Genomic DNA, 15,728 nt, shown 5'->3' on the forward strand with positions numbered 1-15,728 from the left:
GAGAGCCGGACAGCCCGGCGGTTAAGGCAGAATGGATAACGAGGTAATAGAATGACACCATTGATTAAATGTGAACACGTGGATTTCGGATATGACAACCAGGACGCGGTGGTGGACGTGAACATGGAAGTGGACGCGGGAGACTACCTGTGCATTGTCGGGGAAAATGGTTCCGGCAAGAGCACCCTGATGAAGGGCCTGCTGGGCCTGTTAAAGCCCACCGCCGGCCGCCTGACGGTGGCGGAGGAGCTGCGCCGGACCGGCATCGGCTACCTGCCCCAGCAGACCGCGGCCCAGAAGGATTTTCCCGCCACGGTGCGGGAGGTGGTTTTGAGCGGCGCCTTAAGCCGCACGGGACGCCTGCCCTTTTACTCCAGATCGGAGAAGGAGCTGGCGGAGAAAAATATGGAGAAGCTGGGGATCACCCCCTTAAAAAAGCACTGCTACCGGGAGCTGTCCGGCGGGCAGCAGCAGCGGGTCTTAATCGCCCGGGCGCTGTGCGCCACCAGCCGCCTTCTGATTCTGGACGAGCCGATCACCGGACTGGACCCGGCGGCGATCCAGGACTTTTACCAGATGATCCGCCGCCTGAACCGGGAGGACGGGGTGGCCATTCTCATGGTCTCCCATGACCTGCGCAACGCGGTGGAGGAAGCCAACAAGATTCTGCACCTGCAAAAACAGGTGCTCTTTTACGGGCCTGCCCACGACTATATGAACAGCCAGGCGGCGGGCCATTTCTTCCACGAGAAGGAGCAGGGGAAATGCAAACCCACTGCGGGCTGCCACGCGGTCCATCTGCAGACCGGACCCGAGGGGCTTCCGGCGCCGGTATTGGGCGCTTCCGGCGGCAGGCATACGGGCCGTCAGGAGGAGAAAGGAGGCTGCTGCCATGGAAATGATCAGTGAGATGCTCTCTTATCCCTTTCTGGTGCGCGCCCTGGTGGGCGGCCTGATGGTTTCGCTCTGCGCCTCCCTTCTGGGCGTCAGCCTGGTATTAAAGCGCTACTCCATGATCGGGGATGGACTGAGCCACGTCTCCTTCGGGGCGCTGTCCATCGCCCTGGCCCTGGGCTGGTCGCCCTTAAAGGTGTCCATCCCGGTGGTGGTGCTCGCCGCGTTTTTCCTGCTGCGCATCACGGAAAACGGCCAGGTGAAGAGCGACGCGGCCATCGCCATGATCTCGGCCAGCGCCCTGGCCATCGGCATTATCGTCACCTCCATGACCACGGGCATGACCACGGATGTGAGCAGCTATATGTTCGGCAGCATCCTGGCCATGAGCCGCGAGGACGTGATTTTTTCCGTGATCCTCTCCGCGGTGGTGCTGGCCATGTACGGCCTGTGCTACCACAAGATATTCGCAGTGACCTTTGACGAGAGCTTCGCCAAGGCCACGGGCGTGCGCGTGAACGCCTACAACGTGGTGATCGCCGTGCTGACGGCTGTGACCATTGTGCTGGGCATGCGCATGATGGGCGCCATGCTCATTTCCAGCCTGATCATCTTTCCGGCGCTGACCTCCATGCGGGTGTTCAAGAGCTTTCGAAGCGTGACCATCTCCAGCGCCGCGCTGTCGCTGATCTGCTTTCTGATCGGCATGGTGGCATCCTACCAGCTGTCCACCCCCGCAGGGGCCAGCGTGGTGGTGGTGAATCTGCTGGCGTTCCTGTTGTTCGGAGCCTGGCAGTCCCTGGGGAAGCTGCGGGCATAAAACCGGCTGGGCCGGATGAAGATACAAAATGAATGGTAAACGAGGATAACGATATGGAACAAGATAAGAGCGTCCGAAAAAAACGGAATAAGCTGAGCAAATGCATTTCCCAGACTCAATTTATCGCCTACGGTTTTTTTATCATTATTATGACGGGAGCGCTTCTGCTCACCCTGCCCATTGCCAGCCGCGACGGGCAGTCGGAGCCGTTTTTCAACTGCCTGTTCACAGCCACCAGCGCCACCTGCGTGACGGGCCTGGTGGTGGTGGACACCTGGACCCAGTGGAGTCTGTTCGGCCAGGTGCTGATTCTGATCATGATTCAGCTGGGCGGCCTGGGCTTTATCAGCATCGGCATTTTCCTGTCCATTATTTTGAGACGGAAAATTGGCCTCAAGGAGCGGGGGCTGATGCAGGAGAGCGTCAACACCCTGCAGATCGGCGGAATGGTGCGTCTGACCAAGCGGATTATCAAGGGCACGGCGATTTTTGAGGGGGTGGGGGCGATCCTGCTTTCCATCCGCTTTATCCCACAGTTCGGGTTGCTCAAAGGGATCTGGTACAGCATTTTCCACTCCATCTCCGCCTTCTGCAACGCGGGCTTCGACCTGATGGGGCACACGGAAAAATACATTTCCCTGTGCAACTACGTGGGGGACTGGCTGGTGAACCTGGTGATCGTTTCCCTGATCGTCATCGGCGGCATCGGGTTTATCGTCTGGGACGATCTGTACACCAAGCGGTGGCATGTGCGCCATTACATGCTGCACACCAAGATCGTGCTGGTGACCACGGCGATCCTGATCGCGGGCAGCATGCTGCTGTTTTATATGATGGAGCGGGGAAATATCCTGGTGGGCATGACCGGATCCGAGAAATTCCTGGCCTGCCTGTTCAGCGCGGTGACGCCAAGAACCGCGGGCTTTAACACCGTGGACACAGCGGCGCTGACCGACGGCAGCAAGTTTTTGACCGCGGTGCTCATGTTTATCGGCGGAAGCCCCGGTTCCACGGCAGGCGGTATCAAGACCACCACCCTGATGGTGCTGCTGTTCTATGTGGTCAGCAACGTGCGCCAGACCTACGGTGTGGAGGTGTTCGGGCGCAGGCTTCAGGACGAATCCATCCGCCAGTCCGCCTGTATTCTGACCATCAACCTCTGCCTGACCATCGTGGCCTCCATCCTGATCATGACGGTCCAGAACCTGCCCATGTCAGCGGTCCTATTCGAGACGTGCTCGGCCATGGGCACCAGCGGCATGAGCACAGGCGTGACAAGAAGCCTGAATACATTTTCCAGATTTATGATCATTATGTTAATGTACTGCGGACGAATCGGCAGCCTTTCCTTTGCCCTGGCATTCACCAGGACCAAGCGCAAGCCCCATGTGCAGCTGCCGTCGGAGCGGATTACAGTGGGATAAAACGTATGCGGTATTAAGTTGACTGCGGAAGGGAGATAATCTATCTTATGAAATCAATCTTAGTAATCGGAATGGGCAGGTTCGGGCAGCACCTCTGCGAGAACCTGGGCAAGCTGGACAACCAGATTATGGCGGTGGACATGCAGGAGGAGCGGCTGGAGCCGGTTCTGCCCTACGTGGTCAGCGCTAAGATCGGCGACTGCACCAACGAGCTGGTGCTCAAAAGCCTGGGCGTGGACAACTTCGACATCTGCTTTATCTGTATTGGAAATAATTTCCAGAACAGTCTGGAAGTGACCAGCATGATCAAGGAGATGGGCGCCAGGTACGTGGTCAGCAAGGCCAACCGGGACATTCACGCCCGGCTTCTGCTCAAAAACGGGGCGGACGAGGTGGTTTACCCGGACCGGGATGTGGCGGAGAAGGCCGCGGTGCGTTACAGCGCAAACCATGTGTTCGACTACACCGAGCTGTCGGCGGGCGTGTCCATTTACGAGATTCTTCCCCTGCCGGCCTGGGCGGGGAAATCCATCAAGGATCTGAACATCCGCCAGGTGTACGGCATCTCCATCATCGGAGTGAAGGACACCGGGGGGCACATGACCATGCTGCCCGGGGCGGACTATGTGATCGAGAAGGACGTTCATCTGATGGTGTTGGGCAGGCAGGAGGACGCGGAGAAAATTCTCCGGCAGCTGCGTTAAACTGCGGGGGGAACGGCAGCCCGTTATGACTCCGCGTGAAATGGACGCCACCGCTTGACTTTGGCGGAGGGTTGTGCCAAAATAATGAATTAACAGGTTAATCATCAGGCTGTCCGGCAGGGCCGGAGCGGCGACGGATTGAGAAAGAAGGAAGAGCTGAAATGACAAAAATCGATATTATTTCCGGTTTCCTGGGAGCTGGGAAGACTACATTTATTAAGAAGCTGCTGGAAGAGGCCATCTCCGGCGAGCAGGTGGTGCTGATTGAGAACGAGTTCGGCGAGATCGGCATCGACGGCGGATTTTTAAAGGACGCCGGGATTGAGATTCGGGAAATGAACTCCGGCTGCATCTGCTGCTCATTGGTGGGCGATTTCGGAAAATCCCTGGAAGAGGTTCTGACCAAGTACAAGCCGGACCGCATCATCATCGAACCGTCGGGCGTGGGCAAGCTCTCCGACGTGATGAAGGCCGTTATCGACGTGTCCGCGGATATGGAGGTGGAGCTGAACAGCGCCGTGACCATTGTGGACGCCAACAAGTGTAAGATGTACATGAAGAATTTCGGCGAATTCTTCAACAACCAGATTGAGAACGCCGGAACCATCGTGCTCAGCCGCACGGACATCGCCGACGCTGCCAAGATCCAGCTGGACGTGGACATGATCCGCGGGAAGAACCCCAAGGCCGTCATCGTCACCACGCCGGTGGACCGCCTGGACGGAAAACAGCTGCTTGAAATCATTGAGAAGCGCGACACCATGCTGGACGATATGCTGGAGGAAGTGCGCCGCAGCCGCCACCAGGAAGAGGAGTGTTGTTGTGGGCATGACCATGACCATGGTCACGAAGGCCATGATCACGCTCATGAGTGCCACGAGCATGGCCACGATCACGAAGGCCACGACCACGCTCATGAGTGCCACGAGCATGACCACGGCCATGAAGGCCACGATCACGATCATGAGTGTCATGAGCACGGTCACGACCATGATCACGAAGGTCACGAACATGATCATGGGTGCCATGACCACGCTCACGAAGGCCACGACCACGCTCATGAGTGCCATGAGCATGACCACGCTCACGAAGGCCACGACCACAATCATGAATGCCACGAGCATAACCACGGCCATGAATGCCATGACCACGATCACCACCACGACCACGCCGGCCACCACCATCACCACCACGCCGACGAGGTGTTCACCAGCTGGGGCATGGAGACGATTGTTCCGGTCACCAGGGACCAGTTGGAGGACGTGTTGAAACGCCTTTCCGACACAAAGGAGTTCGGCGACGTGCTTCGGGCCAAGGGGATGCTGCCGACGGAGAATCCGGGCGAGTGGCTCTATTTTGACCTGGTGCCTCAGCAGTATGAGATCCGCGACGGCAGACCCGACTACACGGGTAAGGTGTGCGTGATCGGCGCGAACTTAAACGAGGGCGCGTTAAACCAGGTATTCGGAAGAGGTTAAAAAGCCATGGCATATGAGATAGATGACGATGTGATGCCGCTGTTTCTCATCAATGGATTTCTGGAGGCGGGGAAAACCCAGTTTCTGGATTTCACCATGCGGCAGGATTATTTTAAAACCGACGGGAAAACCCTGCTGATCGTGTGCGAAGAGGGAGACACGGAGTACGACGCAAAGATGCTGAAAAAGAACCGCACCGCGGTGGTATTTGTGGACAGCATGGAAAAATTGACGCCCCAGTATCTGGACGAGCTGGAGGTGATTTACCGCCCGGAGCGCGTGCTCATGGAGTGGAACGGCATGTGGAACCAGGATGACCTGCGCCTACCGGACGACTGGGTGATTTACCAGCAGATCACCATCATTGACGGTTCCACCTTCGAGCTGTACGTGCAGAATATGAAACCGCTTTTAGGCGCAATGCTGCGCGGTTCCGAGCTGGTTATCATGAACCGGTGCGACGGCCTTCCGGATGAAAAGCTCACCAGCTACCGCCGGACCATCCGGGCCATGAGCCGGGAGAGTGAGATCGTGCTGGAGGACAAGAACGGGGAGATCGAGCAGGCCACGCTGGAGGAGGATCTGCCCTACGACGTCAACGCAGACGTGATTGAGATTAAGCCGGAGGCCTACGGCATCTGGTATATCGACTGCATGGACCAGCCTGAGCGGTACAAGGGAAAGACAGTGGAATTCACGGCTATGGTGCTCAAATCCCCTAAATTTCCAAAAGGCCAGTTTGTGCCGGGCCGCATGGCTATGACCTGCTGCGAGGCGGACATGACGTTTTTGGGCTTCATGTGCAAATGGCAGGGAGCCGAGGAATACCGCACCAAGCAGTGGGTAAAGGTACGCGCCGAGGTGGGCGTGGAATATCAGAAGGACTATCACGGGGAGGGACCGGTGCTTTACGCCAGAAGCGTGGAACCTGCCCAGGAGATCAAAGACGTTGTACAGTTCTGATCCAATCGGCATCACCGGCCTGGTGATGCCTTTTTGCCCGGACCGGGGATTAGGGGGCGGAGTGGACGGCTTTCCTCAACCGCATACACACGAGGAGGTAATATATGATAACCACAATTCAAAGGCTGAAAGAAGAAAATGAGCGTCTGAACCATCGGGCCGGCCATGACTGGCTTACCGGCCTGTACGACCGGGAGGCGGCTGAGGAGAAAATCAACCGTTTGATTCAGGAGCGGGGCTGTGGGGTGATGATCCTTCTGGACGTGGACCGTTTTCGCAGAATCAACAGCCGTTACGGCCACATTGTGGGGGATCATGTGCTCAGCTCCATCGCCGAGGTGCTGGATTCCATGGTATTCCGGCACGACGTGGTGGGCCGGGTGGACGACGATGAATTTGTGGTGTTTATGCCGGTCAATCAGGACGAAAAATTTCTGCAGCAGCGCTGCCGCCAGATACGGGAGCGTTTAAAGACCATGGGGCTGCCGGGTGGCGCGGAGATTTCCATTTCCCTCAGCACCGGGGGCGCCATCTGCGGGCAGGACGACACGTACAGGAGCCTGTTCGCCCGGGCTTACGGGGAGCTGGACAAGGATGAGGTGAGCGCCCGCGAGCAGACGTCGGACTCCGATGCCCGCAAGGGCAATTTCATGGTGGATTTAAAGCAGGTCCGCGGGGAGCTGGCGGAGCAGAGCCTGATTCCGGGCGCTTACTGTCAGGATTACGAGACGTTCAAACATATTTACCGTTTTGTGGAACGCAGGCTCCGGCGGGCGGAGATCAGCTCTTACATTTTGCTGATCACCCTGACCGACGGGAACGGCGATTTTCCTCCTCTCACCAGGCGGGAGGAGCAGATGGCGGTGTTAAAAGACGAGATTCAAATCTCCCTCCGCTCCGGCGACGTGTTCACCCAGTACAGCAGCTGCCAATACCTGGTGATGATTTCCGACGCCTCCGCGGAAAATGTGGAAATGATCGCGGACCGCATCTGCACAGCCTTCTATAAAGCCATTGGCGGAGAGTGCCAGGGCGTTCTGCTGCACCACTGCTATCCCATGTGGCCGGCGGGGGAGAAGGAGCCGTAAGAGGAAGGAGCAGTCCACTTAAACTGTAAAAAATTGGAAGCGCGTACTGCCTCTGTAAAATGCCCTATATCGGAGGCAACAGAATATCATTAACTCAAAATGTGACGCCTATCAGCGCCGCAGTGCCATGAGATGAATTGTGGAAATAATTGTGGAAATTCATCTCCCGCGCTGCGGCGTTATTTTTTGTACGAAAGCGATAAAAAACGGGATGAGAGATCATCCGCCGGAAAGCAGATAATCCGCGAAGTATTCTATAATCTGTGAAAGCGCTTTTTCACAGATTTTCCATTTGAATCGAACTCAGGAAATGCACCTAAAATACATATAAAAACTTGACAAAAAGGTATTTGGTGTTATGATAATTATCAGAAGGGCCTTTGGGAAAATACCTCGTTTTAATTAAAACTAAGAAAGCCTTTTCACACACTTGCACCGAGCTCTAACAAGAAAGAGCAGGCCAGGTTGAAGAACGGAGCGCTGAAAAACGCATCCAATGGCTCTTTGGGGATTGCAGGCGAAGGGCGTTCCGGTCCGGACGGCAGCCTGCCTGCAATATGCAGAAGTTAAGGAGGGGAAACAATGAGAATTTCATACGAAGAGCTGTTGGCGAAATTCCAGAAGATTCTGGAGAGCCGTGGATTTTCCGGCGAGCACGCCAGGGACGCGGCCACCGTGTTCGCTCAGAACAGCCTGGACGGCGTGTACAGCCACGGCGTGAACCGATTTCCGCGGGTGGTGGAGTACCTGGACAAGGGCGAGATCAACTGTCACTCCATTGCGGAGTGCGTGGAGCGCATGGGGGCCATCGAGCGCTGGGACGGCCACCGGGGTTTCGGCCCCCTGAACGCGCGGCTGGCCATGGGCCGGGCCTGCGAGCTGGCGAAGGAATACGGCGTGGGCGTGGTAGCCCTGGGGAACAACAATCACTGGATGCGCGGCGGCAGCTACGGCTGGCAGGCGGCGGACGCGGGCTGCATCGGCATCTGCTGGTCCAACACCATGCCCAACATGCCCGCCTGGGGCGGCAAGGACCGGAAGATCGGCAATAACCCGCTCATCATGTCCATCCCCAGAAGCGACGGCAGGCACGCGGTGGTCGACTGCGCGGTCTCCCAGTTCTCCTACGGCAAGATCGAGGAGACAAGGCTGAAAGGCAGACAGCTTCCCGTTCCCGGCGGATACGACAGCGAGGGTAATCTGACCACGGACCCCGCCAAGATCGAGGAGAGCTGGAGAGTGCTGCCCATGGGTTACTGGAAGGGCAGCGGCATTTCCATCGCCCTGGACTTAATCGCCACCGTGCTGACCAACGCCAACTCCGTCTCCAAAATCGGCACCTTTGGCGATGAAGTGGGCCTTTCCCAGGTGATGATCGCCATCGACCCGTGCAAATTCAATTCCGTGGAGCTGACGGACCGCATTGTGGATGAAATTCTGGCGGATATCAAGGCCTCCCAGCCGGCCGAGACGGGGGGAGAGGTATTTTATCCGGGAGAAATTGAGCTGAACACCCGCCAGGAGAATCTGGCGAATGGAATCCCGGTGATCGACGAAGTCTGGCAGACTATTCTCTCGCTGGAGCGGTGATCATTTGAACTGTAAAATTATGTAAAACAGGGAGGCGATCCATGAATATCTACGACATTGCAGCGGAAGCCAATACGTCCATATCCACCGTGTCCCGGGTTTTGAACAATAAGGGAAACGTCAATCCGCAGATCCGCAAGCGGGTCGAGGAGGCGCTGAAAAAGTACGATTACAAACCCAGCGCCATTGCCCGCGGTATGGTTTCCAAGACCATGAAGAGCATCGCCATTCTCACCATCGACGTGCGGGTGACTCATTACGCCCGGATGATCTATGTGATCGAGCAGGAGTTCAGCAACCAGGGCTACAATGTGACGGTGTGCAACACGGGCGGCTCCATCGGTGAGTGCGACCGGTATTTTAAAATATTGGCGGAGAAACAGATCGACGGCCTGGTTCTGATCGGGTCCATTTTCAACAACCTGATCCATTATCCGCAGATCATTGCCCAGATTAAGGAGATTCCGGTGGTTCTGGCCAACGGCCATGTGGACAGTCCGAATTTTTATTCCGTATTGGTGGACGACACCAAGGCGATCCGCACGGTGGTGGATTATCTGTTGGACGGCGGCAGGAAAAACCTGGTCTACGTGTTCGACCTGGAGAATGACAGCGCTCACGCAAAACGCCGGGGATTTGTGGAGGGATTGAAGCTGAGGGACGTGTCCCAGCCGGAGTCCCGGGTATTTACGGCGGCCTACGGCCTGGAGGGCGGCATGCAAGCCGCGGAGGAGATCGTCCGCTCCGGGATCCCCTTTGACGGGGTGGTGTGCGGCGAGGACACCACGGCCATCGGCGTGATGAAGGGCCTGAAAAAACAGGGCTATCGCATCCCGGAGGACGTGGCGGTGACGGGCTGCAACAATTCGCCGGAAGCGCGGATCTGCGAGCCGGAGCTGACGACATTGGATAACAAACCGGAGCTTTTGGGCGGCATGTGCGCCCAGCTTCTCCGGGATACCATCGAGAAAAAAGGCTCGGCTGTCAGCGTCGCCATCCAGCCGGAGCTGGTGGTGCGCCAGTCCACTTGAGCGAAAAAAATTCCGCTGGCGGTACAATCCGCGCCGGCAGATTGGTAAACTTGCCGGTTGACAGCCAATACCGGATCTGTTATAGTTGATTACTGTACGAAACGAGAGGATGAAAGGCCTGAAGCGTGCCTGAAAACCTCTCGTTTCGGCGTGTGAAGGGAAATGATGACAGATCGGACCATGTTTGGGGTCTGAATTGTCTCGAAAAAATGCGGTGCATGAAGCGAATTGGTGGGTATGCACAATCGGCCTGCCGCCCGCGCCCCGGGTGGGGAAGCGATGTGGAAGCGGCAGAGAAAGAAAGGAATTTATTATTATATGGAAGCAATGAAATTTGATACGTTACAGTTGGATGAGCGGATTCTGCGGGCCGTTACGGAGATGGGCTTTGAGGAGGCCTCTCCCATACAGGCGCAGGCCATTCCGGTGGCTATGGAGGGCAGGGACATGATCGGCCAGGCCCAGACCGGCACCGGCAAGACGGCGGCCTTTGGAATCCCGCTGCTGCAAAAGGTGGACCCCAAGGTCAAAAAGCTGCAGGCGATTGTGCTGCTGCCCACCAGAGAGCTGGCCATCCAGGTAGCGGAGGAAGTGCGTAGACTTGGCAAGTTTATGCACGGAATAAAGGTTCTGCCCATCTACGGCGGACAGGACATCGTAAAACAGATTCGTTCCTTAAAGGACGGCACCCAGGTGATCATCGGCACCCCCGGCCGTGTGATGGACCACATGCGGCGCAAAACCGTAAAGCTGGACTATGTGAACACCGTGGTGCTGGATGAGGCGGACGAGATGCTCAACATGGGCTTTCTGGAGGACATGGAGACCATTTTAAGCCAGCTCCCCGAGGAGCGTCAGACCCTGATGTTCTCCGCCACCATGCCTCCGGCTATCGCTGAGATCGCCCGGAAGTTCCAGAAGGAGCCGGTGACGGTCCGTGTGGTGAAAAAGGAGCTGACCGTTCCCAAGGTCACCCAGTATTACTACGAGGTGAAGCCCAAGAACAAGGTGGAGGTGATGTGCCGTCTGCTGGACCTGTACGCTCCCAAGCTGTCCATCGTGTTTTGCAACACCAAAAAGCAGGTGGATGAACTGGTGCAGGCGCTTCAGGGCAGAGGATATTTCGCGGAGGGACTTCACGGGGATTTGAAGCAGATGCAGCGCGACCGCGTGATGAACAGCTTCCGCAACGGCCGCACGGACATTCTGGTGGCCACCGATGTGGCGGCCCGCGGTATCGACGTGGGCAACGTGGAGGCGGTGTTCAACTATGACATCCCTCAGGATGATGAGTATTACGTGCACCGCATCGGCCGTACCGGCCGCGCCGGGCGGGAAGGCAAGGCCTTCAGTCTGGTGGTGGGCCGCGAGGTCTACAAGCTGCGCGACATCCAGCGCTACTGCAAGACCCGCATCATTCCCCAGGCTATCCCGTCCTTAAACGACATCACGGAGATCAAGGTGGAGAAGATTCTGGATCAGGTCGAGGAAGTGATGAACGACAGCGATTTGAGCAAGATGGTGGGAATCATTGAGAAGAAGCTGATGGAGGAGGAGTACACCTCCCTGGATCTGGCTGCCGCTCTGCTGAAAATGAACATGGGCGAGGACAGCGAGGACATCATCGAGTGTTCCGAGCCAGCCCGTTCCCTGGACGATCTGGACCGCTATGGCCGGGACTTTAACCGTGGCCGTGGCAGAACCACCGGCGGAAACCACAGCCGCCGCAAGGGCGCTACAGACCGCGCCGCCGTCGACTACATTGTGGAGGGCGACGGAGACGACATGGCCCGCCTGTTCATCAACATCGGCAAGGCCCAGCGCGTGACCCCGGGCGATATCCTGGGCGCGGTGGCAGGAGAGTCCGGCATGCCGGGACGCCTGGTGGGCAGCATCGACATGTACGACGGCTACACCTTCGTGGATGTGCCGGTGCGCTACGCCGACGAGGTGTTAAAGGCCATGGGCCATGCCAGAATCAAGGGCAGAAACATCCATGTGGAGAAAGCCACCGGTAGAAGATAGACTGCCGGAGCCAGGGCAAATATTCCGAAATACGATGGGCCGCAGGCCATGCCGGCGGCCCATTGCAAGCAATACAAAAGCAGCAGGAGAACCGGCAAGGTTTTCCTGCTGCTTTTTTCAGCGGTTTATGATTTTCGGCCGGTTATTCCGCCCAGTTCTCCCTCAAAAAGTCCACCATATCCGCAGCTTTTGGCGGACAGCCATTTAAATGCTTTTGGTGGCAGGATGTGCAGCTTCCCACGCCGATTTCACCGGTCCTGCCCTTATAGCCCTGCCCGATGGACACAGGCGGCAGGCCACGGCGCAGAAGCCCCGCGTCGCTCAGACGGTCCAGGGCGTAGATCAGGGAGCCGTAACAGGCGCTGCAGGCGTCCTTTGGGGCGGTGTAGGCGGCCAGGGTGCGGACCCGGCGGGTCATTTCCAATTTCCGGTCCGGCAGGCAGTCCTCGTTGAGAGGGATGATATTGGCCGCGGACAGGTCGGCGCTGCCCACGCCCAGGGCCTCGGCCAGGCGGATATACTCCACGTCGTCGGGGGCGTAGCCCATGCAGTCGCACACATAGGCGTCGCATAGCACCGGGTCCCGGAAGCCCAGCACCCGGTTCATGACCACGGGATTTCCGCCCTCCTCGAAATCCAGGTCCCCGCAGATGTTGTCCACCAGGATGAAGCTGTCGGGGATCAGGGTGTTTAAATGAGCGATTGGGCGGTGCAGGCCCAGGGTGTGGAACCGGCGCTTCTCCGCATTGGGGAGCAGGCCCTTGTTGTTTTTCAGGGCGCAGGTGATAAGGGTCTGGCAGTGGCCCTTTAACACGGGCATGTTGATGAGGTAATCCGCAGCCGCCGCGCGGTCGCAGAGGCGGATGTTCATGCCGTGGGCGTCGTACTCCTTCCAACTGTCCTTCTGGAGGTCGTAAAAGGGCACGTTGTAGGCGCGGCACACCTTGTCGCAGCCGGCCGCCCTGGCCGCCAGGTCCGTGCGGTCCCCCACCCAGGCTCCTTCGATCACGCTGATGTGGTGAAAACCGTGTTCCTGTAAATACTCGATGGTTCCGGCCAGCAGCTGGGGATGGGTGGTGGCCCCGGTGGAGGGCGCGTTGGCGGACGCCAGGTTGGGCTTCAGCGCCACCTGCTTGTCCCGGTCCCCGATTAACGCCGCCACATCCGCCCGGGTTAAAATCTGCTTTGCCATCTCTTTGTAATCTGTGCCGTGAATGATCAGAATGTCCTGCTTTGTCATGGGAAAAGTTCCTCCTGATTCGGGTTCTGTGTGAGGGCGAACGACCTCACCAAGTGCTCATAGTATACCACATCTTGTAATACTGCCACAACTGTACTATAATGTGAAAAGCATAAAAAACAATGACAGCGAGGAGTGAAGTCGGATGACCAAGACAAATGTGATGCGTCTTCTGGACGCGGCGGGGATTGTTTACCAGGCGGGGAGCTATGAGGTGGACGAGGACGACTTGTCCGGGAGCCACGCCGCGGATTTGATGGGGGTGGATCACGACGCCATGTACAAGACGCTGGTGTTAAAGGGCGAGAAAAAAGGCTATGTGGTCTGCTGTATCCAGGTGGACGAGGAGCTGGACTTAAAGAAGGTGGCAAAAGCCGCGGGGGAGAAGAAGGTGGAGATGATTCACGTGAAGGATATGCTGGCAGTCACCGGCTACATCCGGGGCGGCTGCTCTCCGGTGGGAATGAAGAAGCAATATCCTACTTATATAGAAGAAACGGCTCAGCTCTATGACCAGATCACCGTCAGCGCGGGCCAGCGCGGCGTCCAGGTGACCCTGAATCCCGAGGACCTGCGCCGTTACGTGGAGGCGGAATTTGTTCCGCTGATCTGACCGGCGTTTCCTGTTTCAGGGTGGCAGAATTTTAGGAGAAAACAGATGATCATATTAATTGCAGGGGCCTCCCACACCGGAAAAACCGCTCTGGCACAGCGGCTGCTGGAGAAATACCATTACCCGTACCTCTCCATGGATCTGCTGAAAATGGGGCTGATCCGGAGCGGAAACACCGGGCTGACCCCGGAGGAGGACGGGAAACTCAAGGATTATCTCTGGCCCATTGTCCGGGAGATGATCAAAACCGCCATTGAGAACCGCCAGAACCTTGTGGTGGAGGGGATTTACATTCCCTTTGATTGGGAAAATGATTTCAGCGTGGAATACCGGAACGAAATCCGTTTCTATTGTCTCGTGATGACGGAGGCGTATATTAAAGACCACTTTGTCGATATCAAACAATACGCCAATGTGATTGAGACGCGGCTTGACGATTCCTACTGTACAGAAGCTTCTGTGCTCCAAGAAAATGCCTATAATCTGGAAATGTGCCGGAAATACAGCTGCAACTGTATCCTGATCGACGGCGATTACCAGGTGGGTCTCGGCATTTAGCCGCGCGACCGGGCAGCGTCAGGAAGAAGCTGCGCAAGGAGCGCCGTTTGACATTTGGACAGACAGGAATTAAAATGAAAGAAAACAGGAGCGTTAACCAAACGAAATGAATTGAAGGAGGAACAAAGCGATGGAGCGAAATGAGATATACAGACGGGTGGACCACACTCTGCTGGCCCAGACGGCCACCTGGGAGGAGATCCGTAGAATCTGCGACGACGCCCTGGAGTACGGCACGGCCAGCGTGTGTATCCCGCCGTCCTACGTGGGGCGGGCGAAGGAATATCTGGGGGACCGGATGGCGGTCTGCACGGTGATCGGTTTCCCCAACGGTTACAATACCACGGCGGTCAAGGTGTTTGAGACGGAGGACGCCGTTGCCAACGGCGCCGACGAGATCGACATGGTGATCAACATCGGCTGGCTCAAGGACCGGGAATATGACCGGATCCTCGATGAAATCCGCCGGGTTAAGGCCGCCTGTGCAGGTCGGATTCTGAAGGTGATCATCGAGACCTGCCTGCTGAGCGAAGAGGAGAAGATCCGCATGTGCGGCATCGTCACCGAGGCCGGGGCGGATTTTATCAAAACCTCCACCGGATTTTCCACCGCAGGCGCCACCTTTGACGACATCCGCCTGTTTGCAGAGCACGTGGGTGAGGGCGTGCGCATGAAGGCGGCGGGCGGTATTAAATCCTTTGGGGACGCCGAGGAATTCATCCGTCTGGGAGCGGACCGCCTGGGGACCAGCCGGATCGTGAAGTTGGCAAAGGCCGAGAAGGCCGGAGGACAGACCGCCCCGGATTCAGACCGCTATTGATCCCGGGCCGGACTGTTCAGCGCCTCGTCACAGCGGAATAAACAGCGGACAGCCCACATATCTTACATTAAAGAAGAGCCGTGGCTGCCGGAGCGCTGTCCGGGGATTTCCTCGAAACGGCGGGATTTTATTGACAATTCGAATATTATTCCGGGGAATGCTGGGTATACTGTCAGAATTGTTCACAAAAGTTCATAAAAATCCGCTTGAAAAATGAGATCGATTGCGCTATAATAAGGCCATACAAGATTATGTAACCTGTAACTACCTGGGATGTGCGATACTCTTACCAATTTTGAACCTACATTTCGACTCAGGGATTCCAATATTTTTAGACGGATGTCAGGCCTCCTTTGAGTGGAAGGCAGAAGTCTAAGTGAGGTTGCCCACCTAGCATTGCTAGGCGTCAATAAGTAAGAGACGGCATCTTGGGGTTACAGAAGACAAAAAGCAGCGAGCAATCGCTGCTTTTGCTTCTTG

General features: G+C 56.9%; 14 protein-coding genes and 1 other RNA gene. 14 read left to right on the forward strand and 1 reads right to left on the reverse strand.

Annotated features, from left to right (window positions below; genetic code table 11):
- Window positions 1-51: 51 nt before the first annotated feature.
- The 10 genes from ACK2JC_RS22370 (at window position 52) to ACK2JC_RS22415 (ending at window position 12,017) form a co-directional block, all read left to right on the forward strand.
- Window positions 52-909, forward strand: a complete 858-nt coding sequence (locus tag ACK2JC_RS22370) for a metal ABC transporter ATP-binding protein (protein ID WP_320936191.1) — start codon at window positions 52-54, stop codon at window positions 907-909.
- Window positions 893-1,714: a metal ABC transporter permease gene (locus ACK2JC_RS22375; protein ID WP_092363377.1), complete on the forward strand. Its 822-nt coding sequence runs from the start codon at window positions 893-895 to the stop codon at window positions 1,712-1,714. The genes ACK2JC_RS22370 and ACK2JC_RS22375 overlap by 17 nt, the downstream gene beginning before the upstream one ends.
- Window positions 1,715-1,767: 53 nt before the next feature.
- Window positions 1,768-3,138, forward strand: coding sequence for a TrkH family potassium uptake protein (locus tag ACK2JC_RS22380; RefSeq protein ID WP_320936190.1), 1,371 nt, complete (start codon window positions 1,768-1,770; stop codon window positions 3,136-3,138).
- Between the two features lie 47 nt (window positions 3,139-3,185).
- Window positions 3,186-3,842: a potassium channel family protein gene (locus tag ACK2JC_RS22385; RefSeq protein WP_118754709.1), complete on the forward strand. Its 657-nt coding sequence runs from the start codon at window positions 3,186-3,188 to the stop codon at window positions 3,840-3,842.
- Between the two features lie 161 nt (window positions 3,843-4,003).
- A complete protein-coding gene (locus tag ACK2JC_RS22390) occupies window positions 4,004-5,320 on the forward strand; it encodes a CobW family GTP-binding protein (RefSeq protein ID WP_320936189.1) in 1,317 nt (438 codons plus the stop codon).
- A 6-nt stretch (window positions 5,321-5,326) separates the two neighbouring features.
- Complete coding sequence (locus tag ACK2JC_RS22395; protein ID WP_092363368.1) at window positions 5,327-6,283, forward strand: GTP-binding protein; 957 nt, start codon at window positions 5,327-5,329, stop codon at window positions 6,281-6,283.
- A gap of 104 nt (window positions 6,284-6,387) precedes the next feature.
- Window positions 6,388-7,371, forward strand: coding sequence for a GGDEF domain-containing protein (locus ACK2JC_RS22400; RefSeq protein ID WP_368271437.1), 984 nt, complete (start codon window positions 6,388-6,390; stop codon window positions 7,369-7,371).
- Between the two features lie 582 nt (window positions 7,372-7,953).
- Entirely contained in the window at window positions 7,954-8,961 is a 1,008-nt protein-coding gene (gene yiaK / locus ACK2JC_RS22405) for a 3-dehydro-L-gulonate 2-dehydrogenase (protein ID WP_368271436.1), read from the forward strand.
- A gap of 41 nt (window positions 8,962-9,002) precedes the next feature.
- Window positions 9,003-9,992 (forward strand): LacI family DNA-binding transcriptional regulator, encoded by a 990-nt coding sequence (locus ACK2JC_RS22410; RefSeq protein ID WP_368271435.1) that lies wholly within the window; start codon window positions 9,003-9,005, stop codon window positions 9,990-9,992.
- A gap of 318 nt (window positions 9,993-10,310) precedes the next feature.
- On the forward strand, window positions 10,311-12,017 hold the full coding sequence (locus tag ACK2JC_RS22415) for a DEAD/DEAH box helicase (protein WP_092363717.1): 1,707 nt from the start codon (window positions 10,311-10,313) through the stop codon (window positions 12,015-12,017).
- Window positions 12,018-12,159: 142 nt separating this feature from the next.
- On the opposite strand, the gene ACK2JC_RS22420 is transcribed toward ACK2JC_RS22415, so the two are convergent.
- Complete coding sequence (locus ACK2JC_RS22420) at window positions 12,160-13,257, reverse strand: DUF362 domain-containing protein (RefSeq protein WP_368271434.1); 1,098 nt, start codon at window positions 13,255-13,257, stop codon at window positions 12,160-12,162.
- A 145-nt stretch (window positions 13,258-13,402) separates the two neighbouring features.
- Here ACK2JC_RS22420 and ybaK point away from each other — a divergent pair, with 145 nt between their 5' ends.
- From ybaK to ssrS, 4 genes are all read left to right on the forward strand, one after another.
- The gene (gene ybaK, locus ACK2JC_RS22425) at window positions 13,403-13,870 is read left to right on the forward strand and encodes a Cys-tRNA(Pro) deacylase (RefSeq protein WP_368271433.1); all 468 of its coding nucleotides are present in this window, start codon (window positions 13,403-13,405) and stop codon (window positions 13,868-13,870) included.
- A gap of 45 nt (window positions 13,871-13,915) precedes the next feature.
- Window positions 13,916-14,428, forward strand: a complete 513-nt coding sequence (locus ACK2JC_RS22430; protein ID WP_368271432.1) for an adenylate kinase — start codon at window positions 13,916-13,918, stop codon at window positions 14,426-14,428.
- 130 nt (window positions 14,429-14,558) lie between these two features.
- Window positions 14,559-15,248: a deoxyribose-phosphate aldolase gene (gene deoC, locus ACK2JC_RS22435; RefSeq protein WP_276855701.1), complete on the forward strand. Its 690-nt coding sequence runs from the start codon at window positions 14,559-14,561 to the stop codon at window positions 15,246-15,248.
- Between the two features lie 262 nt (window positions 15,249-15,510).
- A non-coding RNA gene (gene ssrS, locus ACK2JC_RS22440) (6S RNA) lies at window positions 15,511-15,685 on the forward strand.
- Window positions 15,686-15,728: the final 43 nt, after the last annotated feature.

It is taken from the genome of Enterocloster lavalensis (assembly GCF_046603895.1).
Lineage (GTDB): Bacteria > Bacillota > Clostridia > Lachnospirales > Lachnospiraceae > Enterocloster > Enterocloster lavalensis.